The sequence below is a fragment of the Mesorhizobium sp. USDA 3734 genome, assembly GCF_056279665.1.
The window spans coordinates 4,211,825-4,234,034 of sequence record NZ_JBWCCW010000001.1 but is presented as its reverse complement, the minus strand read 5'-3'; the positions used below and the strand labels follow the sequence as shown (position 1 = coordinate 4,234,034).

At 65.0% G+C, this 22,210-nt stretch carries 20 protein-coding genes; 13 read left to right on the top strand and 7 right to left on the bottom strand.

Annotated elements, in window-relative coordinates; genetic code table 11:
• Position 1: 1 nt before the first annotated feature.
• Positions 2-1,150, bottom strand: a complete 1,149-nt coding sequence (locus ACZ89F_RS20710; protein WP_476093855.1) for a Gfo/Idh/MocA family protein — start codon at positions 1,148-1,150, stop codon at positions 2-4.
• 172 nt (positions 1,151-1,322) lie between these two features.
• On the opposite strand from ACZ89F_RS20710, the gene ACZ89F_RS20705 reads away from it, so the two are divergent.
• The 10 genes from ACZ89F_RS20705 to ACZ89F_RS20660 all read left to right on the top strand — a co-directional run bounded on the left by ACZ89F_RS20705 (position 1,323) and on the right by ACZ89F_RS20660 (position 10,828).
• A complete protein-coding gene (locus ACZ89F_RS20705) occupies positions 1,323-2,669 on the top strand; it encodes an ABC transporter substrate-binding protein (RefSeq protein WP_476093854.1) in 1,347 nt (448 codons plus the stop codon).
• A 66-nt stretch (positions 2,670-2,735) separates the two neighbouring features.
• Positions 2,736-3,599, top strand: a complete 864-nt coding sequence (locus tag ACZ89F_RS20700) for a carbohydrate ABC transporter permease (RefSeq protein ID WP_476093853.1) — start codon at positions 2,736-2,738, stop codon at positions 3,597-3,599.
• Entirely contained in the window at positions 3,596-4,432 is an 837-nt protein-coding gene (locus ACZ89F_RS20695) for a carbohydrate ABC transporter permease (RefSeq protein WP_476093852.1), read from the top strand. The genes ACZ89F_RS20700 and ACZ89F_RS20695 overlap by 4 nt, the downstream gene beginning before the upstream one ends.
• Positions 4,433-4,437: 5 nt before the next feature.
• Complete coding sequence (locus ACZ89F_RS20690; protein WP_476093851.1) at positions 4,438-5,259, top strand: sugar phosphate isomerase/epimerase family protein; 822 nt, start codon at positions 4,438-4,440, stop codon at positions 5,257-5,259.
• A gap of 10 nt (positions 5,260-5,269) precedes the next feature.
• Positions 5,270-6,346 carry a Gfo/Idh/MocA family protein gene (locus ACZ89F_RS20685; RefSeq protein WP_476093850.1) on the top strand — a complete coding sequence of 359 codons (1,077 nt, stop codon included), beginning with the start codon at positions 5,270-5,272 and terminating at the stop codon, positions 6,344-6,346.
• A complete protein-coding gene (locus ACZ89F_RS20680; RefSeq protein ID WP_476093849.1) occupies positions 6,346-7,164 on the top strand; it encodes a sugar phosphate isomerase/epimerase family protein in 819 nt (272 codons plus the stop codon). The genes ACZ89F_RS20685 and ACZ89F_RS20680 overlap by 1 nt, the downstream gene beginning before the upstream one ends.
• Positions 7,164-7,997, top strand: a complete 834-nt coding sequence (locus tag ACZ89F_RS20675) for an alpha/beta fold hydrolase (protein WP_476093848.1) — start codon at positions 7,164-7,166, stop codon at positions 7,995-7,997. The genes ACZ89F_RS20680 and ACZ89F_RS20675 overlap by 1 nt, the downstream gene beginning before the upstream one ends.
• Positions 7,994-8,716: a ribulose-phosphate 3-epimerase gene (locus ACZ89F_RS20670; protein ID WP_476093847.1), complete on the top strand. Its 723-nt coding sequence runs from the start codon at positions 7,994-7,996 to the stop codon at positions 8,714-8,716. The genes ACZ89F_RS20675 and ACZ89F_RS20670 overlap by 4 nt, the downstream gene beginning before the upstream one ends.
• Positions 8,713-9,735: an ROK family protein gene (locus tag ACZ89F_RS20665; protein WP_476093846.1), complete on the top strand. Its 1,023-nt coding sequence runs from the start codon at positions 8,713-8,715 to the stop codon at positions 9,733-9,735. The genes ACZ89F_RS20670 and ACZ89F_RS20665 overlap by 4 nt, the downstream gene beginning before the upstream one ends.
• On the top strand, positions 9,728-10,828 hold the full coding sequence (locus tag ACZ89F_RS20660; protein WP_476093845.1) for an ABC transporter ATP-binding protein: 1,101 nt from the start codon (positions 9,728-9,730) through the stop codon (positions 10,826-10,828). The genes ACZ89F_RS20665 and ACZ89F_RS20660 overlap by 8 nt, the downstream gene beginning before the upstream one ends.
• A 77-nt stretch (positions 10,829-10,905) precedes the next feature.
• Here the strand turns inward: ACZ89F_RS20660 and ACZ89F_RS20655 are convergent, their stop codons facing one another.
• The gene (locus ACZ89F_RS20655; protein WP_476093844.1) at positions 10,906-12,234 is read right to left on the bottom strand and encodes a dicarboxylate/amino acid:cation symporter; all 1,329 of its coding nucleotides are present in this window, start codon (positions 12,232-12,234) and stop codon (positions 10,906-10,908) included.
• Positions 12,235-12,545: 311 nt separating this feature from the next.
• Here ACZ89F_RS20655 and ACZ89F_RS20650 point away from each other — a divergent pair, with 311 nt between their 5' ends.
• The 3 genes from ACZ89F_RS20650 to ACZ89F_RS20640 all read left to right on the top strand — a co-directional run bounded on the left by ACZ89F_RS20650 (position 12,546) and on the right by ACZ89F_RS20640 (position 16,258).
• Positions 12,546-14,384 carry a sensor histidine kinase gene (locus ACZ89F_RS20650; RefSeq protein ID WP_476093843.1) on the top strand — a complete coding sequence of 613 codons (1,839 nt, stop codon included), beginning with the start codon at positions 12,546-12,548 and terminating at the stop codon, positions 14,382-14,384.
• Positions 14,381-15,772 carry a sigma-54-dependent transcriptional regulator gene (locus ACZ89F_RS20645; RefSeq protein WP_476093842.1) on the top strand — a complete coding sequence of 464 codons (1,392 nt, stop codon included), beginning with the start codon at positions 14,381-14,383 and terminating at the stop codon, positions 15,770-15,772. Before ACZ89F_RS20650 ends, ACZ89F_RS20645 begins: the two co-directional genes overlap by 4 nt.
• Positions 15,773-15,838: 66 nt before the next feature.
• Complete coding sequence (locus ACZ89F_RS20640) at positions 15,839-16,258, top strand: GNAT family N-acetyltransferase (protein WP_476093841.1); 420 nt, start codon at positions 15,839-15,841, stop codon at positions 16,256-16,258.
• Positions 16,259-16,264: 6 nt separating this feature from the next.
• Here the strand turns inward: ACZ89F_RS20640 and ACZ89F_RS20635 are convergent, their stop codons facing one another.
• The 5 genes from ACZ89F_RS20635 to ACZ89F_RS20615 all read right to left on the bottom strand — a co-directional run bounded on the left by ACZ89F_RS20635 (position 16,265) and on the right by ACZ89F_RS20615 (position 22,154).
• Entirely contained in the window at positions 16,265-17,380 is a 1,116-nt protein-coding gene (locus ACZ89F_RS20635) for an anhydro-N-acetylmuramic acid kinase (RefSeq protein ID WP_476093840.1), read from the bottom strand.
• Positions 17,380-18,387, bottom strand: coding sequence for a serine hydrolase domain-containing protein (locus ACZ89F_RS20630; protein WP_476093839.1), 1,008 nt, complete (start codon positions 18,385-18,387; stop codon positions 17,380-17,382). The genes ACZ89F_RS20635 and ACZ89F_RS20630 overlap by 1 nt, the downstream gene beginning before the upstream one ends.
• Positions 18,388-18,610: 223 nt before the next feature.
• A complete protein-coding gene (locus tag ACZ89F_RS20625) occupies positions 18,611-20,359 on the bottom strand; it encodes an ABC transporter ATP-binding protein (protein ID WP_476093838.1) in 1,749 nt (582 codons plus the stop codon).
• Positions 20,356-21,195, bottom strand: a complete 840-nt coding sequence (locus tag ACZ89F_RS20620) for an ABC transporter permease (protein ID WP_476093837.1) — start codon at positions 21,193-21,195, stop codon at positions 20,356-20,358. Before ACZ89F_RS20620 ends, ACZ89F_RS20625 begins: the two co-directional genes overlap by 4 nt.
• Positions 21,195-22,154, bottom strand: a complete 960-nt coding sequence (locus tag ACZ89F_RS20615) for an ABC transporter permease (protein ID WP_476093836.1) — start codon at positions 22,152-22,154, stop codon at positions 21,195-21,197. Before ACZ89F_RS20615 ends, ACZ89F_RS20620 begins: the two co-directional genes overlap by 1 nt.
• Positions 22,155-22,210: the final 56 nt, after the last annotated feature.

Genomic DNA, 22,210 nt, shown 5'->3' with positions numbered 1-22,210 from the left:
CTCAGGCCAGCAGGTCGCCTGCCTCTTCCTCGGTCAGCAGGGTCGGCTGGACGACATCGCCCGAGACGGCGACCGAGCCCTGTGTTTCACCGGAGCGCAGGATCGCCTCCATGATCTCCAGCACATGCAGCGCAAGGCTGCCGGAGGCGCGGGGCGCGTTGCCGGTTTGAAGCGAGCGCACCAGATCGGCGACGCCGAGCATGCGGTAGTTGGCGCGGTCTGGCGCGACATAGGGCCAGTTGCGGGCGCCGTAGAGGTCGCCTTCGCTGGCGAAATCCTTCCACTCGGTGCCGCGTTCGGACAGCGACACGGTGCCGCCGAACGTGTCGGGGTCGGGCAGGCGCAGCGATCCCTCCGTGCCATGCAGTTCGATCGGATGGTTGGAGTGGCGAAAGACATCCCACGAGGCGCCGAAGGTGACGGTCGCGCCGGAGCGGAACTCGAGCAGCGACAGCACGTTGGTCGGCGTGCCGACCTTGAATGTGGTGTTCTTGAATGGCCCGTCGGCTGATATCAGCCGTTCCTCCTGGCCGCGTGTCGCCATCGCCATGACGCGCTCGACCGGACCGAGCAGATTGACCAGCATGGTCAGATAATAGGGACCCATGTCGAACACCGGCCCACCGCCCGGCTGGTAGTAGAATTGCGGGTTGGGATGCCAGTGCTCCATGCCGCGGCCCATCATGAAGGCGGTGCCGGTAACCGGGCGGCCGATGGCGCCCTCGTCCATCAGCCGGCGGGCGCGGCGTCCGGCAGCTCCAAGGAAAGTATCGGGCGCCGAGCCGAGCAGCAGGCCGCGCGACCGCGCCTCGTTGACCAGGCGCCGTCCATCGGCGGCCGAGGTCGCAAGCGGCTTTTCGGTGAAGACGTGCTTGCCCGCCGAAAGCGCGGCAAACGAAATGTCGAAATGCGCCGCCGGAATGGTCAGGTTGAGGACAAGATCGATTTCGGGATCGGCCAGCAGCGCATCGACGCCGAGCGCCCTTATGCCATATTCCTTTGCCCGCACCGCCGCCATGTCGGCCGAGATATCGGCGCAGGCGCGCAATTCGATGCCGCCGAAGAGGGCGGCATTGCGCAGGTAAGTCATCGAGATGTTGCCGCATCCGATGACGCCGATTCCGAGTTTCGTCTTTGTTTTTCCGTGCATTTTCGATCGTACCTCCCGACGCGGTCATGGTCTGCCGGATCCGCCCAGAGGTAACGGATCGCTTTCCCAAAGGGCTATACAACATTTTAAATATTGACGCGCGTAAAATTTTTATACAACATGCGAAAATGCTGGCGCGATATCGGGAGGCTGCCAGCCCCAGGAGGAGAAAATGACAGACATGAAAAAACGGCCGGCCGCCGCACCTAAGCCTGTGGGTCATGTGACGATCGCCGATCGCCGGCAATTTCTCATTAGTTCCGCTGGCCTTCTCGGCGCGGCGGCGTTCGGGGCAGGGACATCTCTTGGCATTGGGCGTGCTCGCGCCCAGTCGCGCGCCGAAATCAGCTTCGCCAGCGCCGCCTTCTTCGGCAAGGAGACCTTCGGCGACCTGATCAAGGCCTTCAACGAATCGCAGGACCGCGTCCTGGTCAAGAACATCGAACTGCCGCCGCCGAGCTCCTCGACCGAGGTCTACCAGGGCCTGGTGCAGCAACTCGCCCGCCGCACCGGCACGCCCGACGTCTTCAGCCAGGACGTGATCTGGATCGCCGGCTTTGCCGCCGCCGGATGGGCCCTGCCGCTGGACGAGTATTTCCCGGCCGACAAGCGCAGCGCCTACTTCACCGGAACGCTCAATGCCTGTACCTATGGCGGCAAGCTCACGGCCCTTCCCTGGTTCATGGATTCGGGCATGTTCTATTACCGCAAGGACGTGCTGGAAAAGCATGGCGGCAAGGTGCCGGAAACCTGGGCCGACATGGCGACCATTGCGGCTGCCGCGCAGAAGGCCGGCGATATCGATTTCGGCTATCTCTGGCAGGGCAAGCAGGCCGAGGTTCTGGTCTGCGACGCGGTCGAGATCATCACCTCCAACAACGGCGCGATCCTGGCGCCCGACGGCAAGTCTTCGCTGATCAACCAGAAGGGCGCGGTGGAGGCAATCCAGTTCCTGCACGACACCATCGCCACCAGCAAGATCAGCCCGCAGGACGTGTTGTCCTGGGACGAGGAACCGTCGCGCCAGCCCTTTACCTCGGGCAAGGGGATGTTCATGCGCAACTGGTCCTATGTCTATCCGATCGCCCAGGATGCCAAGGCTTCCCAGGTGGTCGACAAGGTTGGCGTAGCACCCCTGCCGTCATTCCCCGGCGGCAAGAGCTCGGCCTGCCTCGGCGGCTACCAGCTCGGCGTCAATGCCAACTCGAAGCAGCGCGAAGCCGCGATCGAACTCTTGACCTGGCTGTCGTCGACCGAGACCCAGCACCGCATCGCGCTGAACTTCGGCCTCGCGCCGACGAGGCCCGCGCTGTTCCAGGATGCGCAGATCAAGAAGGAACAGCCGTTCATGGCCAGCCTCGAAAAAGTGTTCACCGGCGCCACGGCGCGGCCGATCACGCCCGAATACGCCAAGGTGACGCTGGCCTTGCAGTCCGGCATCTCCAAGGCGCTGGTTTCGGGCAACGTCCAGGCCGAGATGGACGCACTCGCCGCGCAAATCGACAAGATCGTCGGCTAACCCATGTCCGCGGCGGCCACTGTCCCCAGTATTGGCCGACCGCGGCGCAGGGCGCTTTCCAGCGCGATGTGGGCCTTGCTCCTGCTGACGCCGGCCTTTGTCTCGCTGGCGTCAGTCTCCTTCTACCCGATCGTCAACGGCCTCTATTTGTCGCTGACCAACACCTCGTTGATCACGCAGGAGCAGGATTTCACCGGCTTCTCCAACTATGTCGAGCTGTGGGGCGATCCACAGTTCTGGAACGCCTGGTGGCACACGATGTGGTTCACCGCCGCCTCGACGGTGCTGGAGACCGTGATCGGGCTCGGCATGGCGCTCATCCTGTGCGAAGCCTTCAAGGGGCGCGGGCTCGTCCGCGCGGCCATGCTGGTGCCGTGGGCGATGCCCACCGTCGTCACCTCGAAAATGTTCGGCTGGCTGTTCGACGGCCAGAACGGCATCATCAACTACATCCTCCTGCATGCCGGGCTGATCGACCAGAACGTCAACTGGTACGGCTCCACCGACACGGCGATGATCACCATCATCATCGCCGACGTCTGGAAGACGACGCCGTTCATGGCGCTGCTGCTTCTGACTGGATTGCAGACCGTTCCCAATTCGCTGATCGAGGCGGCGCGCATGGATGGCGCCAAGGGCTGGATCACCTTCTGGCATATCCGCCTGCCGCTGCTGATGCCGACTTTGCTGATCGCCGGCCTGTTCCGCGCGCTCGACGCCTTCCGCGTCTTCGACCTCGTCTATGTGCTAACCGGGGGCGGCCCGGCCGACTCGACCGAAACGCTGTCGACGCTGTCCTACAAGGTGCTCTTCTCGACCCTGCAGTTCGGCTACGGCTCCGCCGTTTCTACGGCGATGTTTGTCACGGAGGGGCTCATCGCGCTGGTGTTCTGCCTGTATCTCGTTCGCCAGATCAGGAGGGCGGGATGAACGACACGCGCTCACCGCTGCAGACGTTCTTCATCTATGCCGGCGCCGCGCTGATCCTCGTCTGGTCGGGCGGTCCGTTCCTCTGGCAGTTCTCGACCTCGTTTCAGCTCGACAAGGCGTTGACGTCGGGCTCGCCGTCGCTGATCCCGCATCCCTTCACGCTGGAGCACTATTACAACGCCTTCGTCGAGAAGCAGCTTCACCGCTATGTCTGGAACTCGCTGGTGGTTTCGCTGGCCACCACCTTCCTGTGCCTGTTCGTCGGGTCGCTCGCGGCCTTCGCGCTGTCGCGGCTCAACATCAAGGGCCGCTTCGGCATTCTCATGGTCATCCTGTCGGTGTCGATGTTCCCGCAGATCGCGCTGGTTGGACCGCTCTATCTGGTCGCCACCAATCTCGGCCTGCTCGATACCTACACTGCGCTGATCATCACCTATCTGGCGCTCGGCCTGCCGCTGGTGACGTGGGTGCTGTTCGGCTATTTCGAGACGCTGCCGCGCGAGATCGACGAGGCGGCGCGCATGGACGGCGTCAGCATTCCGGGCCTGCTCTGGCGCATCATCCTGCCGATGTCGCTGCCCAGTCTGGTGACCACAGGCCTGCTCGCCTTCATCACCGCGTGGAACGAATTCTTGTTCGCGCTCGCCTTCACCTCCAACATCGACCGGCAGACGATCCCGGTCGGCATCGCCAACTTCACCAACCTCTATTACGTCCCCTGGGGCGACATCGCCGCGGCCTCCGCCGTGGTGACCGTGCCGCTCATCCTTCTGGTGCTGTTCTTCCAGCGCCACATCATCGAAGGACTGACCCAGGGCGGCGTCAAGGAATGAACGACATGACGAACACGAAGCTCAAGGTCGGCTGCCAGACCTTCACCTGGGAAATGCTCGGCAAGGCCTGGACCGGCGGCCCCGACGATCTGTTGAAGGCGATTGCCGATGGCGGCTATGCCGGCATCGAGATCACGGACGCCATGATCGGCCGCTATGCCGACAGGCCGTCGCAATTCGCCGCGGCACTGAAGTCATCGGGCCTTACTCTTGTCTCGTTCGCCTTCGGCTCGAAGAGCGGCTTCACGTTGAAGGAGGAGATCGGCGCCGACCTCGATGCGGCGCAGCGCTGGATCGATTTCGCCTCCGCATTTCCCGGCGCGCTGGTGTCGATAGGTTCGGCGACGGTCGTTTCTGATGGCCCGCGCGACGACAAATTCCAGATCGCGGCGGAGTTCTACAACAAGGCCGGCGAACTCGGCCGCAAGGCCGGCGTCGAGGTGGCGGTGCATCCGAGTTCGCACCACAACACGCTGCTGTTCGACCGCGCCGACTACGACACGATCTTTGCCTTGCTCGACCCCGACCTGGTCGGCTGGGTGCCGGATACCGGCCATATCCTGCGCGGCCACAAGGATATGGCTGACACCCTGCGCACCCACCGTGACCGCATCCGCTACATCCACTTGAAGGACGTCGATGCCAACGGCACCTGGGCCATGCTCGGCAAGGGCGTCTGCGACACCCCTGCGGTCATCGAGATCGCCGGCACCGCGCCACGCTTCAACGGCTGGCTGGTACTGGAGGAGGAATCCGAAACGGCCGCCGCCGATCCCGCAGGCGCGGTCAAGACCAACCGCCAATCAATGCGCAGCTACGGCGCCTGAAGACGAGACGATGATCAAGAAACAGGACAGACGCCTCAGGGTCGGCGTGCTCGGCTGCGGCCCCATCGCGCAGTTCGCGCATCTGGAATCCTGCGTGAAGGCCGGCAATGCCGACCTCTACGCCATCTGCGACGCGGCACCCGATCTGCTCGCCCGCATGGGCGCCACCTACGAGCCGGAGAAGATGTACGCCGACTATGACGCCATGCTCGCCGATCCCGAGCTGGAAGCGGTGATCGTTGCCACCTCGGATGCCTATCACGTGCCGATGTCGATCAAGGCGCTCGACGCCGGCAAGCATGTTCTGTGCGAAAAGCCGATCGGCACCTCGGTCGAGGAAGGCGAGGCGCTGGCGCAGGCGGTCAGGCGCTCGGGCAAGGTCCTGCAGGTCGGCCACATGAAGCGCTTCGATCCGGCGCTGGAGGCCGCGCGCGATTTCGTCCGCGACGAGATCGGCGAGGTGCTGGCGCTGAAGGCGTGGTATTGCGATTCCACCCACCGCTACACCAACACCGATGCCGTGCAGCCGCTGCCTGTCACCAGCAAGCTCGCGAAGAAGCCGGCGGGAAATCCGAAGGCCGATCTCAGGCAATACTTCATGCTGGCGCATGGCTCGCATCTCGTCGATACGGCGCGATTTCTATGCGGCGATATCGTCGCCGTGCGCGCCCGGCTCAATGAGAAATTCGGCGCCTATTGCTGGTTCGTCGAGACCGAATTCGCCAGCGGCGCGCTCGGCCATCTCGACCTGACCGTCGCCGTCCGCATGGACTGGCACGAAGGTTTTCAGCTCTATGGCGAGAATGGCTCCGTCATCGCGAAAACCTTCAACCCCTGGTACTTCCGCGCCAGCGAGGTCGAGATCTTTCACGAGAAGACCGCGAAGGCCCACAAGCCGCTCGGCGCCGATGGCCATTTCTTCCGCCGCCAGCTGGAAGGTCTTGCCCAAACGGTGCTGGAGGGCGCGCCGATGCGCGGCGCCAATGTCGAGGACGGCATAGCCTCGATCCGCGCCATGGTCGCCATCGCGCGTTCGGTCGAGACGGGCGAGCGGGTCGAACTCGCCTCGGTTTCGGGGGCGGTGTGATGCGTCTCGGCATCTTCGCCAAGACTTTTGCGGGCACCGACCCGGCCGCCGTGCTGGCTGCGGTTAAGCAGGCGGGCTATGAGACGACGCAGTTCAATCTCGCCTGCGCCGGCCTGCCGTCGATGCCGGATGCCGTGCCTGATGCAGCCGTTTCAGCCATCCGTGCCGCCGCGCAATCGACCGGCGTTTCACTTGCAGCACTGTCGGGCACCTACAACATGGCGCATCCCGGAAAGGTCGTCCGCGACGATGGCCTTCGGCGCCTGGCCGTCGTCATTGAGGCGGCTGCTGCCCTGGACATCCCGCTGGTCACACTCTGCACCGGGTCGCGCAACGCCGCCGATCAGTGGGCATATCACCCCGACAATGCCACGCCGGCCGCCTGGTCCGACATGGCCGCCGAGATGGCGAAGGCGTTGGCGCTGGCCGAAGGCGCCGGCGTCGATCTCGGCATCGAGCCCGAGCAGGCCAACATCGTCACCTCGGCCAGGGACGCGACCAGGCTGATCGCCGAGATGGGATCGAAGCATCTGAAGATCGTCCTTGATCCGGCAAACCTGTTCGAACACGCGACGCCTGGCGAGGCGCGCGCCATTGTTGCCGCCGCGATCGACGAGGCCGCCGGCCACATCGCCATGGCGCACGCCAAGGACCGCCATGCTGACGGCCGCTTTGCCACGTCAGGGCAAGGCGTCGTCGATTTTCCGGATTTCGTCGCGCGGCTGAAGGCAGCGGGCTTCGACGGCCCGCTCGTCACCCACGGCCTGTCCGCCGATGAAGCTCCCGGCGTCGCCGCCTTTCTGCGAGGGCTGCTCTGATGGGCGCCGCGCCGGCGATCCTGCTTCGCGACGATGCAGCGCTTCGTGTCTTGGACACAGGGCAGGGCAGGCTTCCCGTCATCTTCCAGCATGGCCTCGGCGGTGACGCAGCGCAGGTCGCGCAAAACTTTCCCGATGGCCCGTCTTACCGCCGGCTGACCGTCGAATGCCGCGCGCAGGGCGGCTCTGGCGCCGGCACGACAAGGCCCTTTTCGATCGCGATGTTCGCCGATGATGTGCTGGCCGCCGCCGATGCGGCCGGCCTCGACCGCTTCGTCGCAGGCGGCATCTCGATGGGCGCGGCCATCGCCTTGCAGCTTGCCGCTCGGCACCCGGATCGCATCCTGGGCTTGGTGCTTGTTCGTCCTGCCTGGGCTTTCGATGCGGCGCCGCAAAACATGCGCCCTTACGTGGAAGTGGCGGAGCTCATTCGCGGCCGTCCACTGGATGAAGCGCGGGATATCTTCGCGGCTTCCGCGATTGCCACACGCTTTCGTACCGAAGCGCCGGACAATCTTGCTTCCCTGCTTGGCTTCTTCGCGCGCGACAACGCGGCCGTCTTCGCCGAGGTGATGCAGTCGATCGCAGAGGATGGGCCTGGCGTGACACAGGCCGAGGCCGCCGCCCTTGCAATCCCGACGCTCGTCATCGGCAGCGGCATCGATCTCGTCCACCCGCTGGCGACTGCTCACAGCCTCGCAGACGCCATCCCCGACGCTGCCTTTGTCGAGGTGACGCCGAAGGCCACCGACAAGGATCGGCATTTCGCCGAGATCCGCGCCGCCATCGGCAGCTTTCTCAAAGATCGTTTCAACAACCAGGACCAGTCATGATCTCGAAACCTCTCTCAGGCCCGGCCGCCATCGCCGCATTGCCGCGCGATCGCATGATCGCCGAATTCTCGCTGTGGTCGGCCAATCTCGCCAATTTCGAGAGCGATCTCAGGCGTATCGAGACCTATGTCGACCTTCATCACATCGATGTGGCCGACGGGCATTTCGCGCCGTCCTTCCTGTTCTTCCCCGATCTCGTCGCCCGCATCGCCGGGCTGACGGCCAAGCCCATCCATGTCCATCTGATGGTCGATGAAGCAATCGTCGAGGCGCAGACGCGCCAGTTCATCGAAGCCGGCGCCGACATGATCAGCGTCCATGCCGAGAATGGTGAAGCGGGGTTGCGCGCCGTTCGGCAGGCCCGCGAGCTCGGCGCCGAGGCCGGAATCGTGCTCAGGCTGGAAACGCCGGTCGAGGCGGTGACGCCTTTCGTCCCGGAGGTCGCGTTCGTTACGCTTCTGGGAACCGCAATCGGCGTCAAGGGTCAGAGCCTGTCGGACAAGGCCTGCGACAGGCTGGGCGCTGCCCGCGCCATCCTGAGAAAGGCCGGCCGCGAGGCGCAGGTGGTTCTTGCCGCCGACGGCGGCATCCGCCACGAGACCGTGCCATTGCTGCGTGCTGCCGGTGCCGAAACGGTGGTTCTCGGTTCGCTCGCCTTCGGCGACAAGGATCTCGCCGGCCGCATCGGCTGGCTGCACGGGTTGAAGGTCGCGGCATGACAATAGAAGCCGCCCTTGCGATCGATCTTGGCGGGACGGAGCTTCGCGCCGCCCTGGTCGACCGCGACGGCAAGATCCTGGCATTCGCGGCGGTTCCGACGCAGGCGCAGGCCGGCCCCGATGTGGTGATCGGCCAGATCGAGGCGCTGGCGGCGACCGTCCATGCCGAGGCGCCGGCGCTCGCCGTTGTCGGCGTTGGTGTCGGCGCGCCGGGCCCGCTCGATCCGCTGGCCGGCATTGCCGTCGGCCCGCCGACACTCGCCGGTTGGCTGGACGTGCCGCTTGCCGACATCCTCGAGCGGCGGCTCGGCCTGCCGGTGCGGCTGGAGAACGATGCCAATGCCGCGGCGCTCGGCGAATGGCGTTTCGGCGCCGGTCACGGCGCTCGCTCGCTGGTCTTCGTCACGGTTTCCACCGGCATCGGTGGTGGCGTCGTCGTCGACGGGCGCATCCTGCATGGCCGCCGCGGCCTTGCCGCCGAGATCGGCCACATGACGATCACCAATGAAGGCGAACGCTGCATGTGCGGTGTTGTCGGCTGCTTCGAGGCCATCGCCTCGGGAACAGCGCTCGGTCGCCGCGCCACCGCCGCCACGGCCGCCGGCGACGGCTCGACCTTGCGGCGCCTCTCAGTGGACACGGAGGTGACCGGCCGCCATGTCGTTGAGGCGGCACGGCTGCAGGACGGTCTTGCCTCGGCCTTGCTGGACGAGGAAGCGCGCTGGCTGGGCGTCGGCTTCACCAACCTCTTGCATCTCTATTCGCCCGATGTGCTGGTCGTCGGTGGCGGCATTGCCAATGGGCTCGACCTGATGCTGCCGACCATCGAGGCGACCATCAGGCAGCGGGCCATGCGCGCCTATCGCGACGTGCCGGTCGTCCAGGCCCAGCTCGGCCGCCATGCCGGGCTGGTCGGCGCCGCCAGCCTCGTCCTGTTCGATGATGTCGGCACGATTGCCGCCCGCATGCCTGTCGGCCCAAGCACATATCCGGATACGAGGAGGGACTTCAATGGCTGAGCTCAAGCTGCGCGGCGTGCGCAAGTCCTACGGCAATGCCGAGGTGATCAAGGGCGTCGACCTCGATGTCGGCGACCGCGAGTTCGTCGTCTTCGTCGGCCCGTCCGGCTGCGGGAAGTCGACGTTGCTGCGCATGATCGCCGGCCTCGAGAAGATCACATCCGGCGAGCTCATGCTTGACGGCGCGCGCATCAACGAGGTCGACCCTTCGGAACGCGGCCTCGCCATGGTGTTCCAGTCCTATGCGCTCTATCCGCATATGACGGTCGCCGACAATATGGGCTTCGCGCTGAAGATCGCCGGCCTGCCGGTTGCCGAGCGCGACGCCAAGGTCAAGGCGGCTGCCGAGGTGCTGCAGCTGTCACATCTGCTCGAGCGGCGGCCGAAGGAACTGTCCGGCGGCCAGCGCCAGCGCGTCGCCATCGGCCGCGCCATCGTGCGCCAGCCGAAAGTCTTCCTGTTCGACGAGCCGCTGTCGAACCTCGATGCGGCACTGCGCGTCAACATGCGGCTGGAGCTGATGCAACTGCACGAACGGCTTGCCGCCACTATCGTCTATGTCACGCACGACCAGACCGAGGCGATGACCATGGCCGACAAGATCGTCGTCCTCAATGCCGGCACCATCGAGCAGGTCGGCACGCCGCTCGATCTCTACGCCAGGCCGGCCAATGTCTTCGTCGCCGGCTTCATCGGCTCGCCCAAGATGAACATGCTGCCGGTGCGGGTTCTCTCGGCCAACGCGGAGGGCGTCTCGGTCGCCCTGCCGGGCGGATCCAGCGTGGTCGTTCCGGCCGAGGCAGGCGCGCTTGCGCCCAACAGCGAGCTGCTGCTCGGCATAAGGCCGGAACATATCCGCATCGGAGATGCGGGCCCGTTCAAGGGCCAGGCGGTGCTGGCCGAACGGCTCGGCGGCCTGACCATCCTGCATGCCGACATCGGCGAGAAGACAAGGCTCGTCGTGCAGACCGAAGGCACGGATATGACCCCGCTGCACAGCCCTATAGCGCTGCAAGCCGATCCGTCCCGCTGCCATCTCTTTGCAGCCGACGGCAAGGCGCTGGCGCCTTTGGTCAAAGCCCGTACTGCCTGACATCGATTTGACCTGTACGACAACGGCCGGAAGCAGCAAGCCTCCGGCCGTTGGCATTGGGAATTGAACCGCGCTGATTACTCGGCGGGAACGACGTCCGCCGGCAGGCTGTCGTCGGCAGTGCCCGCCAGGGCTCTCGCCAGCTTTGCCTCGTCGAGTTCACCTTCCCAGCGCGCCACCACCAGCGTGGCGACGGCATTGCCGACGAAATTGGTCAGCGCCCGGCACTCCGACATGAAGCGGTCGACGCCGAGGATCAGCGCCATGCCGGCAACGGGAACCGCCGGAACCACCGACAGCGTGGCCGCAAGCGTGATGAAGCCCGCTCCGGTGATGCCGGCGGCGCCTTTGGACGAGAGCATGGCAACCAGCAGCAGCAGGATCTGGTCGCCGATCGACAAATGGATGTTGGTCGCCTGCGCGATGAACAGCGCCGCCAGCGTCATGTAGATGTTGGTGCCGTCGAGGTTGAAGGAATAGCCGGTCGGGATGACCAGACCGACCACCGAGCGCTTGGCGCCGGCCTTCTCCATCTTTTCCATCAGCGAGGGCAGGGCGGCTTCAGACGAGGAGGTGCCCAGCACCAGCAGCAGCTCTTCCTTGATGTAGCGGATCAAGGACAGGATCGAGAAGCCGTTGTAGCGGCAGACAGCACCCAGCACGACGAACACGAACAGAAACGACGTCACGTAGAAGGTGCCGACCAGCATGGCGAGGTTGATGACCGCGCCGATGCCGTATTTGCCGATGGTGAAGGCCATGGCACCGAAAGCACCGATGGGGGCTGCCTTCATCAGCACGCTGACCAGCTTGAAGATCGGTGTCGTCAGCGCCTGCAGGAAGTTGAGGACGGGCGTACCCTTGTCGCCAACCAGCGCAAGCGCAATGCCGAACAGCACCGAGAAGAACAGCACCTGCAGGATGTCGCCGTCGGCGAAGGCGCCAACGATGGTCGAGGGAATGATGTTCATCAGGAAGCCGGTGACCGACTGGTCATGCGCCTTGGCGGCGTAGGTGTTGACGGTCGAGGCGTCGAGTGTTGCCGGGTCGATGTTGAAGCCGGCGCCCGGCTGCACGACATTGGCGACGACAAGGCCGATGATCAGCGCCAGCGTCGAGAAGGTGAGGAAGTAGAGCATCGCCTTGCCGGCGACACGCCCGACCTTCTGCAGGTCGCTCATGCCGGCAATGCCCGTCGTCACGGTCAGGAAGATGACCGGGGCGATGATCATCTTGACCAGCTTGATGAAGGCGTCGCCGAGCGGCTTCATGCTCTCGCCGACGGACGGATAGAAATGGCCGAGCAGGATGCCGACGGTGATCGCGACGAGCACCTGCACGTAGAGTTGGGCATAGAAAGGCTTGCGCTGCGCGGAAGACGCGCCTGATTGGTCTGCGATGTGCATCGAACTCTCCCTGCCGGATGGGGCGGAAATGCACCGCCCTGCGTGACTTCTCCCATCGCGGCGCTCCGGTCGCACGCCGCTAGCCAGGATTTTTGCAAGGGCTGTGCCAGATCGGGGAAAGGCTGGAATCCCGGCATTTCCGGCTTTCTTTGAGGCAATGCAGGCAATGCCTGTGCGGATTTCCGCACAGGCAGCGTTTGCCTGGGCGGATTTTCGCATTACACTGGCCGCAAGGCTGCGAGCAAAAAAGGAGAGGGCAGACGCTGCAGGCAGGCACCGATAGCGAATCCCAGGGTTTTGCCGGGCGTGAGTTGCTGCGCGAGGCAGTGGCCCGGCTGCGCAATGGCCGCTGGCTCGTCGTGGTCGTCGCCCTTGCCTTCCTGGCCGGCGCGATCGCCATTGCCGGGCGCATCGCCTCCGGCCAGGCTGCCGACAATCTGCGCGACACAGCGCTTGCCGCTCTGCCGCTGGCGGCGGGAACGCTGACCGGCGAAATCGAAAAGCAGCGCCTGGTTCCCTTGGTGTTGGCCCGCGACGATGCTGTGCGCGGCGCTCTGCGCCGGGCCGGAAAGATGCAAGAAGCGGCCCTCAACGACAAGCTCAAGGCGATTGCCGGAGACGCCTCGGCGTCCGCCATCTATGTCATCGACACGGCCGGCATCGCGATATCAGCCAGCAATGCCGGCGAGCCGACGAGCTTTGTCGGCATCGACTATAACTTTCGCCATTACTTCAACGAGGCAATGGCGAAGGGCGCCGCCAGCCAGTACGGGCTCGGTACGATCAGCGGCCGGCCGGGACTTTATCTTTCGAGCCGCGTCGACGATAACGGCAAGCCGCTTGGCGTCGTGGTGCTGAAGGTCGAACTCGACGGCGTCGAAGCCAATTGGCGCTCCAGCGGGTTCCTTGTTTTCGTCACCGACGAACGCGGCGTGGTGCTGGCCACCAGCCAGCCCGAATGGCGGTTTCATGCACTGGCGCCGCTCTCCGCCGAAGATGCCGCCGCTGCCCACGAGCAACTGCAGTTGGCCGATGCTGCCTTCCAACCGCTGCCGTTGCGGCGCGGCACTGGCGACGGTCTGGCGACGATCGACAGCGCCGGAAGATCGCGCCAGTTCGTCGAAGTGGTGCAGGATCTGCCCGGCGCGGTTCCCGGCTGGCACCTCTGGCTGCTCACGCCCGCCGACGCCACTCTCTCCTCCGCCGCCAACACGGCGCAGCTGACGACGCTGCTCGGCCTGCTGCTGACGGGCCTGCTTGCCTACGTGCTCACCCGCCGCCGCCGCACACGCCGGTTGCGACAAGAGGCGCTGGCGCGGATGAATGCCGAGCTGGAGAGCAGGGTCAGCACGCGAACGGCCGAGCTGACGCGCTCCAACACCGCACTTGCAGGCGAAATTGCCGAGCGCGAGAATGCCGAAGCCAAGGTCCGCCGGCTGCGCGACGATCTCGCCCAGGCCAACCGGCTGTCCATCCTCGGCCAGATCGCCGCCGGCGTGGCGCATGAGATCAACCAGCCGGTCGCCGCGATCCGCACCTATGCCGAGAATGCCGGCCGCTTTCTCGACAGCGGCAAGACCGAGCCGGCCAGTGGCAATCTGACGTCGATCGTTTCGATGACCGAGCGTATCGGCGCGATCACCAGCACCTTGCGCACTTTCGCCCGCCGGCCAGGCGTCGCCGCCTCGCCGCTGCCGGTGCGCGAGGCGATCGACGGTGCGCTGTCGCTGCTGTCGGGGCGTATCCGCGATTCCGGCGTGACCATCGTCAAGCCGCGCGGCAGCGCGTCGCCGGCGGTCATGGCCAGCCGCATCCGGCTGGAGCAGATCCTGGTCAATTTGCTGCAGAATGCGCTGGACGCCATGAAGGACCAGCCCGATCCCCGCATCGAGATCGAACTTGCCGAGCGCGACGACAGGGTGCTGATTTCGGTGCGCGACAACGGCCCCGGCCTCGGCCCGGAGGCGGCCGGCAATCTGTTCATGCCGTTCCAGACCACCAAGGAGAAGGGGCTCGGTCTCGGGCTGGTGATCTCGCAGGAGATCGCCCAGGAGTTGGGCGGTACGCTGCGTCTCGATCCCGGCAGGGCCAGTGCCCCCGGCAGCGCCAGTGGCGCCTCCTTCACCATCGATCTGAGGCGAATAGAATGACGCAGGGATCAGGGCTGGTCGCACTCGTCGAAGACGACGCGGACCTGCTTCACGCCACCACGCAATTGCTCGAACTTGCTGGCTTCACCGTGTCCGCACTCGACGCCGCCGAGGCAGCACTTGCCGTCGTCGACAGGAATTTCGAAGGCGTGGTCGTCAGCGACATCCGCATGCCAGGCATGAATGGGCTGCAGCTGTTCGATCGCGTCAAGGCGATCGACCCCGACATACCGGTGATCCTGGTCACCGGCCATGGCGATGTCGATCTCGCGGTGGCGGCGCTCAAGGACGGCGTCTACGATTTCATCCCGAAGCCCTACGCCGGCGATCGCCTCGTCGAGGCACTGAAACGGGCATCGGAGAAACGGCGTCTGGTGATGGAGAACCGCCGCCTGCGCGAAGCCGCGTCACTGGCCGCCGATGGCCTGCCGCTGATCGGCGAGGCTCCTGCCATCAGAAGGCTGCGCGAGACCTTGCGCCAGATCGCCGACATGGATGTCGACGTGCTGGTCGAGGGAGAAACGGGAACCGGCAAGGAAGTAGTGGCGGACCTCCTGCACAGATGGGGCCGGCGCCGCGCAAAACCTTTCGTGGCGCTGAATTGCGGCGCGCTGCCGGAGACCGTCATAGAAAGCGAACTGTTCGGCCACGAGGCGGGCGCGTTCACCGGCGCGCAGCGGCGGCGCATCGGCAGCATCGAGCATTCCAGCGGCGGCACGCTGTTTCTCGACGAGATCGAATCCATGCCGCCGGCGCTGCAGGTCAAGCTGCTGCGGGTGCTCGAAACGCGCAGCCTCACCCCGCTTGGCTCGAACGATATCAGGCGCATCGACCTCAGGGTCGTCGCGGCGACCAAGGTCGATCTCGGCCGGCCAGACGAGCGCGGCGATTTTCGCGAGGATCTGTATTTTCGCCTCAACGTCGTGACGCTGCGCATACCGCCCTTGCGCGAACGGCGCGGCGACATCCCGATGCTGTTCGGGCATTTCCTCGGCAAGGCGGCGGAACGGTTCGGGCGGCCTGTCGCGAAGGTGAATGCGGCGGTCAGCGATCATCTCCAGTCGCATGCCTGGCCGGGCAATGTGCGCGAACTCGCCCATTTTGCCGATCGCGTCGCGCTCGGTCTCGGACTGGAGGATGAGGTGAGGGCGGTGTCCGCAAAATTGCCGGAGCCAGAAGCAACACTGCCCGAACGGGTCGGCCACTATGAGGCGCAACTCATCCGCGATGCGCTGCGCGACCATGGCGGCGATGTGCGCAGCGCCATCGACGCGCTCGGCGTGCCGCGCAAGACCTTCTACGACAAGCTCAAGCGCTACGGCATTGCCGCGTCCGAATTTCGCAATGGCGGCGACTCGGATACGCAACCATTTCGGGGCCAGAAATAGACGTTGCGTAAGCGCGCTGCTCTTCGTAACGCTTGGCTCGCATCCAGCTGCCCATCTCGGAGATCCATGAACACGACACTTGAAACGACAGCGAATCCCCTGCCTGAAGAACTTGCCTTTCTCGGTGAACGGCTTGCGGCGTTCAACGACGGCGATGTCGGCGCCTCCGAAAGGAAGGCGCTTGCCGTGTTCGTGCGCGACGAGCACGGCGCGGTCGTTGCCGGCATTTCGGGCTACACCGCCTGGGGCTGGCTTTACGTGCAATGGCTGTGGGTCGATGAGCGGCTGCGCGGCCAGCATATGGCCGGCAAGATGCTCGATGCCGCCGAACAGGAAGCGACGGCACGCGGCTGCAACAATGCTTGGATCGATACCTTCAATCCGAGCGCCGCCAAGGTCTATCAGCGACAGGGTTATCAGCCCTTCGGCACGCTGGCCGATTTCCCAGTCGGCCGCAGCCGCATCTTCCTGCAAAAGAAACTGTGAACTTGATCAGCCAGCGAGTTTTCCGCCGCGCATTGGCTGCGGTGCGCCGGTGGTGCTTGGAAAACTGATCGGCAGGCCGCGCAGCACGCGAACCGCGAGGAAGGCAAAACACTCCGCCTCGACCGCGTCGCCGCTCCAGCCGAGGCTTTCGGCCTGCACCACCTCGACGCCGGCGCGGCTGGCCAGCATTGCCATCATTGTCGGGTTGTGACGGCCGCCACCGCTGACGACCAGTTTCTTCGGCCGGCTTGGTAAGAGGTCGAGCGCCTTGCCGACAGCGGCTGCGGTGAAGGCGGTGAGCAGGGCCGCGCCATCCTCGGTGTCCAGGCCATCCGCCATCGCGGCACCGAAGTCGAAACGGTCCAGCGATTTGGGATAGGCTTTGCTCAGATAGGGGTGCTGCAACAGCTTGGCGAGCCGGGCCTCGTCGACCGTGCCCGCCCGGCCGAGCGCGCCGTCGCGGTCCATTTCGCCAAGTCCCTTCGACTTGATGAAATCGTTCAGCGGCGCGTTGGCGGGGCCGGTGTCGAAGGCAACGACATTGTCGGCGCCGTCCCACCAGGTGATGTTGGCGACGCCACCGAGATTGAGCACCGCCACCTCGCCACTGGCGCCGGCGCTGCGCATCAGCGCGGTGTGATAGGCGGCGGCCAAGGGCGCGCCTTGCCCGCCGGCGCGCATGTCGGCCGAACGAAAATCATAGGCGACCTTGGTGCCCAAAAGGGTGTGCATCAGTTCGCCGTCGCCGAGCTGCCGGGTCTGGCCGAGACGTCCGACCTGCGGCGCGCGATGCAGCACGGTCTGGCCGTGAAAGCCGACGACGCCGATATCTGCCATCGTCATCCCATAGGCTTCGACCAACTCCCTGACCGCCGCCGACTGCGCACGCGTCAGGGCTTCCTCCGCGGTGCGAAAAATCGCCGGCTCCGGCCCGACAAAATTCCAGGCCCGTGCCTCCGTCAGCGTCTCTTCCAGCAGGGTGCGGATCGACGGGGGATAGGGCATCAGCCGATAGGTGCCGAAATCGTCGATGCGCTCGCCATCGGTCTTGATCAGCGCGACGTCGATATTGCCGTCAAGCACGGTGCCGGTCATCAGGCCGACGGCCCAGATTGGTTCCATCATTGAGCTCCATTCATGAGATCGCCAACCGCTTGGCGAAGGGCGACGATTCCGCTGTCGAAATGACGTGTCGGATGGATCCTGTTGGTGAGCAAGGTCCAGGCCTTGCCGCTGTCGAAGTCGATCCACAGCCCGGTGCCCGTAAAACCGGTATGGCCAATGGTTCCCGGGCTGCACAGCGTCCCGCCTGACCAGCCCTCGTAGGGGCGTTCCCAGCCATGGGTGCGGGTGGCGGACAAGGGCGCGCGCATCAGCGCGATGGAACGCTCGGATGCGCCAGTGCCATCCAGCAGCCCTTGCGCGAAATCGAGCACCGAGGCCGCCGTTCCGAACAGGCCGGCATGCCCGGCACCTTGCAGCGCCGAGCAATTGTCGTCGTGGACTTCGCCGGACAACACGCGGTGCCGCCAGGTGCAGTCCTCTGTCGCTGCGGCGACATCGGGCTCCGTTGACCAGGCAAAGCCGGGGCCGGGATCCATGTCCCGGATCGTCTTTCCCGACAGCCGCTCCAGCGCAAAGCCGAGCAGGATGAAGTTGATGTCGGAATAGACCGGGTCGCGGGCCCGCCATTCGCGCTGCAGGATGAAGGCGCGCAGCAATTCGGGGTCTCGCCCGTAAGTGTAGATCGGCTCGACGGCTGGAAACGGCGTCTGGTGGCCGAGACACTGGCGAAACATCACCTTCCGCTCCCAGGCGTCCGCATCATACTGGCGAAGGTCCGGTAGCACCGAGACCAGCGGCGCATCGAGATCGATGACGCCGTCTTCCGCCAGCGCCAGGATGCGCGGTGTGGTGAAGATAACCTTGGTTAGGGATGCCAGGTCGAACCAGGTGTTGTCCTGCATGGGCCGCAGCTTAGGCACGAGTTGCGCCGAGCCGATCGACCTGACGATGCGGTCGCCATTTTTGTCGATGATGCCGAGCACGCCGCCGGGTATGCGCTTGGTGACTACGGCGGCTTCCAGCGGCTGGAATGCACGGTCGAAGAGTTGGGGGAGGTCGCTCAATGCCGGCCTCCATCTGAAAGGCAGCGATCCTTCGCACCCCCCTCTGTCCTGCCGGACATCTCCCCCGCAAGGGGGGAGATTGGCAGCGTTGATGTCTCGCCAACCTTCCAACATTGGAGATTGGCGAAAGCCGTGGCGACATCCGATCTCCCCCCTTGCGGGGGAGATGTCCGGCAGGACAGAGGGGGGTGCTGTCCCGCCAACCTCGGATATCCCAAGGCCATCACCCTTCCGCCCTCGCCATATGATCACGCCCAAACTGCTCCCATTTCGCCGGAGCCGGCTCAAACCCTTGCGGGCGCACCAGCGAGGGAACCTGGCGCGTATCGAGTTCGAAATGCTCGTGGCGGCGGTCGATGGTCGGAACGGCGGCGATCAGCTTCTTCGTATAGGAATGCTTCGGCTTCGACAGCACCGAGGTCGCGTCGCCGATCTCGACGATCTGGCCGGCATAGATGACGGCGATGCGGTGGGCGATCCGCTCGACGACCGCCATGTCATGCGAGATGAACAGATAGGCCAGCCCAAACTCGCGCTGCAGGTCGACCAGCAGTTCCAGCACTTTCGCCTGCACAGAGACATCGAGCGCGGACACCGCCTCATCCAGAACCACGACTGACGGGTTCAGCATCAGCGCACGCGCAATGCACAGCCTCTGCCGCTGGCCGCCCGAGAATTCATGGGGATAGCGCTCCAGACTGCTTTTCGGCAGGCCGACGCGCTCCAGCAGGCTCGCCATCCTGACCCGCGTTCCGGCATCCACGCGGCCGCCGGTGGCGATCACCGGTTCGGCCAGGATGCTCTCGATGCTGAGCCTCGGGTTGAGCGAAGCATAGGGGTTCTGGAACACCATCTGCACGGGCAGGGCGCTCTGCTCGGCTGAAGCCTTTCGAGCGCCAACTGTGAAGCTGCCGCGCGTCGACCGCACCAGCCCCAGCACGGCGCGCGCGGTGGTGGATTTGCCCGAACCGCTTTCGCCGACGATGGCCAACGTCTCGCCCGGCATCAGGTCGAAGTCGACGCCGTCGACGGCATGCACCGCGCCCGTGGCACGACTGAAGAAACTGCTCTTCAGGGGAAATCGCACGACGAGATCGTCGACCTTCAAGGCCGGTTCCGTGCCCGCGTCCTTGTCGCGCCGTCCGTCCGAGCGCGTCGTGCCGCCATTGGTGAAATGCGGCACGTCCTGCAGCAGATGCTGCGTGTAGGGGTGCTGCGGATTGTCGAGGATCTGGTTGAGTTCGCCCTGTTCCACGGCCTGCCCGTTCTGCATCACCATCACCTTGTCGGCGATGCCAGCAACCAGGCCGATGTCATGCGTGATGAAGATCATCGACATGCCGGTTTCCCGCTTCAGCTCGGCCAGCAGCGCCATGATCTGCGCCTGCACAGTCACGTCGAGCGCCGTCGTCGGCTCGTCGGCGATGAGCAGGCGCGGATTGCAGGCGAGCGCAATGGCGATCATCACCCGTTGCAGCATGCCGCCCGACAGCTGGTTGGGCGCGTATTTCAGCCGCCGCGCGGCATCGGGGATGCGGACGCGGTCGAGCGCATCCTTGGCCGCTGCCGTGGCTTGTCTTCCGGTCAGCCCACGATGCAGCCGGAACGATTCCTCGATCTGCGAACCGATGGTCAGCACCGGATTGAGCGAGGTCATCGGCTCCTGGAAGATCATGCCGATCTCGGCGCCGCGAACGCCGGTCAGCTGCGCCTCGGTCGCGGTCATCAGGTCGAAGAGGCTGCCATCGGCGCGTTTCAGCTTCATGGCGCCGCCGGTGATGCGCCCGCCGCCAAAATCGATGAGACGGTTGATCGACAGCGCGGTGACGGACTTGCCCGAGCCGCTCTCGCCAACGATGGCAAGTGTTTCGCCATCGGCGAGGTCGAAGCTTATGCCGCGCACCACTTCGTTGGCTTGAGGATTGCGGCCGAAGCCGACGCGCAGGTCGCTGACGGACAGCAGCGGGCTCATGCCGGCGCCCTCCGCATCCTAGGGTCGAGGATGTCGCGCAAGGCGTCGCCAAGCAGGTTGAAGCCGAGGATGCTGATCATGATCGCCAGACCCGGAAATATCATCAGCCACGGCGCCGTCTCCATCAAATTGCGGCTGTCGCTCAGCATCAGGCCGAGCGAGGCGGCGGGCGGCTGTGTCCCAAGGCCAAGGAAGCTCAGACCGGCTTCGGTCAAAAGCGACCACGCCAGCGCCAGCGTCACCTGAACGGTCAACGGCGCCACCAGATTGAGCAGCAGGTGGCGCGTCACGATGTAGCTCGAACTGCTGCCGAAAGTGAGCGCGGCGTCGACGAATTCGCGTGCCTTGAGCGACAGAGCAGGGCCGCGCACCACGCGGGTGAAGATCGGGGTGTAGACGATGCCGATGGCAACGATGCTGGTCCACGTGCCCGGCCCGGCAACGGTGACGATGAGCAGCGCCAAAAGGATTGCCGGGAAGGCCAGCAGCACATCCATGATCCGCATCACGACGCCGTCCCAGCGGCGGCCGAGCCACGCTGCGGCCAGCCCGAGCACGGTGCCGGCAAGCGTTGCGAAGGCGACCGAGAAGAAGGCAACCGTAAATGACTGGCCGATTCCCGCCATCAGCCGGCTGGCCACGTCACGGCCGAACAGGTCGGTGCCCATCCAGTAGGCGCCGTTGGGCGCATGCAGCCGGTCGACCCGGAATTGCGTGATCGGGTTGTGCGGCGTCAGCCCCAGCATGCCGAGGATGGCGACCACGAGATAGACACCGACGATGACGCCGCCGATGCGGCCGCTGCCGTGGCTGAAGATGGCGCGCAGGATGCGCATCAGCCCTCTCCCAGCCGGATGCGCGGATCGAGCGCGACATAGGCGAGGTCGACCAGGAGATTGACGATCATGAAATTGAAGGCAATGAACAGAACGCTGCCCTGCACCAGCGCGTAGTCGCGCTGCAGGATCGCGTCGAGCACCATGCGGCCAAGGCCGGGCAGGGCGTAGATCTGCTCGACGATGACGGCGCCGCCCAGCAGATAGCCGAACTCGATACCGCTCAGTGTCACGACCGGGATCAGCGCGTTGGGCAGGGCATGTCGCCAGATGACGCTGCGCGCCGAGGCGCCCTTGCTGCGCGCGGTGCGGACATAATCGTCGCTCAACACGTCGAGCATGGCCGAGCGCGATATGCGGGTGACCGAAGCCGCGAAGGCAAAGCCGAGTGTGATCGCGGGCAGGATCATCTGGCTGAGATTGCGCAAGGGATCCTGCCAGAGCGGCGCGAATTCGCCCATCGCCGGCAGCACGCCGAAGCCGGCCGACAGTGTGTAGATGATCAGCAGTCCAAGCACGAAGCTCGGCGTCGACTGGCCGATCATCGCGACGATGCGTACGCCCAGATCGGACAGTTTCTCATTGTGCGTGGCGGCAAAGATTCCGGCAGGCATGCCGACGGCAAGCGCGATGATCATCGACAGCACGGCCAGTTCGAGGGTCAGTGGAAAGCGCTCGAGGATGACGTCGAGCACCGGCCGGCCATAGGTGACCGAAATGCCGAGATTGCCGTGCAGGATACCGCCGATCCAGCGCCAGTACTGGATGAACCAGGGCTGGTCGATGCCGAAATAGGCAGCGAGCGAGTCACGCTGTGCCGGGGTGAGCAGCCCGGCTTCGGTGCCCAGCATCGCCGTGATCGAATCCCCCGGCACCATCCGGATCGCCACGAAGACCAGGATGGACACGCCAAGCAGGACGAGAGGAAACGTAGCCAGTCGTCGTATCAGATAGTTCACGCGAAGAAGTCCTCTCGTCTAGAGCGTGATGCCGAAAAGTGTGAAGCGGTTTTCTC

Excerpts from the sequence above, each read along its gene's own strand:
- ACZ89F_RS20710 (WP_476093855.1), bottom strand. The coding sequence starts at position 1,150 with ATGCACGGAAAAACAAAGACGAAACTCGGAATCGGCGTCATCGGATGC.
- ACZ89F_RS20705 (WP_476093854.1), top strand. The coding sequence starts at position 1,323 with ATGACAGACATGAAAAAACGGCCGGCCGCCGCACCTAAGCCTGTGGGT.
- ACZ89F_RS20700 (WP_476093853.1), top strand. The coding sequence starts at position 2,736 with ATGTGGGCCTTGCTCCTGCTGACGCCGGCCTTTGTCTCGCTGGCGTCA.
- ACZ89F_RS20695 (WP_476093852.1), top strand. The coding sequence starts at position 3,596 with ATGAACGACACGCGCTCACCGCTGCAGACGTTCTTCATCTATGCCGGC.
- ACZ89F_RS20690 (WP_476093851.1), top strand. The coding sequence starts at position 4,438 with ATGACGAACACGAAGCTCAAGGTCGGCTGCCAGACCTTCACCTGGGAA.
- ACZ89F_RS20685 (WP_476093850.1), top strand. The coding sequence starts at position 5,270 with ATGATCAAGAAACAGGACAGACGCCTCAGGGTCGGCGTGCTCGGCTGC.
- ACZ89F_RS20680 (WP_476093849.1), top strand. The coding sequence starts at position 6,346 with ATGCGTCTCGGCATCTTCGCCAAGACTTTTGCGGGCACCGACCCGGCC.
- ACZ89F_RS20675 (WP_476093848.1), top strand. The coding sequence starts at position 7,164 with ATGGGCGCCGCGCCGGCGATCCTGCTTCGCGACGATGCAGCGCTTCGT.
- ACZ89F_RS20670 (WP_476093847.1), top strand. The coding sequence starts at position 7,994 with ATGATCTCGAAACCTCTCTCAGGCCCGGCCGCCATCGCCGCATTGCCG.
- ACZ89F_RS20665 (WP_476093846.1), top strand. The coding sequence starts at position 8,713 with ATGACAATAGAAGCCGCCCTTGCGATCGATCTTGGCGGGACGGAGCTT.
- ACZ89F_RS20660 (WP_476093845.1), top strand. The coding sequence starts at position 9,728 with ATGGCTGAGCTCAAGCTGCGCGGCGTGCGCAAGTCCTACGGCAATGCC.
- ACZ89F_RS20655 (WP_476093844.1), bottom strand. The coding sequence starts at position 12,234 with ATGCACATCGCAGACCAATCAGGCGCGTCTTCCGCGCAGCGCAAGCCT.
- ACZ89F_RS20645 (WP_476093842.1), top strand. The coding sequence starts at position 14,381 with ATGACGCAGGGATCAGGGCTGGTCGCACTCGTCGAAGACGACGCGGAC.
- ACZ89F_RS20640 (WP_476093841.1), top strand. The coding sequence starts at position 15,839 with ATGAACACGACACTTGAAACGACAGCGAATCCCCTGCCTGAAGAACTT.
- ACZ89F_RS20635 (WP_476093840.1), bottom strand. The coding sequence starts at position 17,380 with ATGGAACCAATCTGGGCCGTCGGCCTGATGACCGGCACCGTGCTTGAC.
- ACZ89F_RS20625 (WP_476093838.1), bottom strand. The coding sequence starts at position 20,359 with ATGAGCCCGCTGCTGTCCGTCAGCGACCTGCGCGTCGGCTTCGGCCGC.
- ACZ89F_RS20620 (WP_476093837.1), bottom strand. The coding sequence starts at position 21,195 with ATGCGCATCCTGCGCGCCATCTTCAGCCACGGCAGCGGCCGCATCGGC.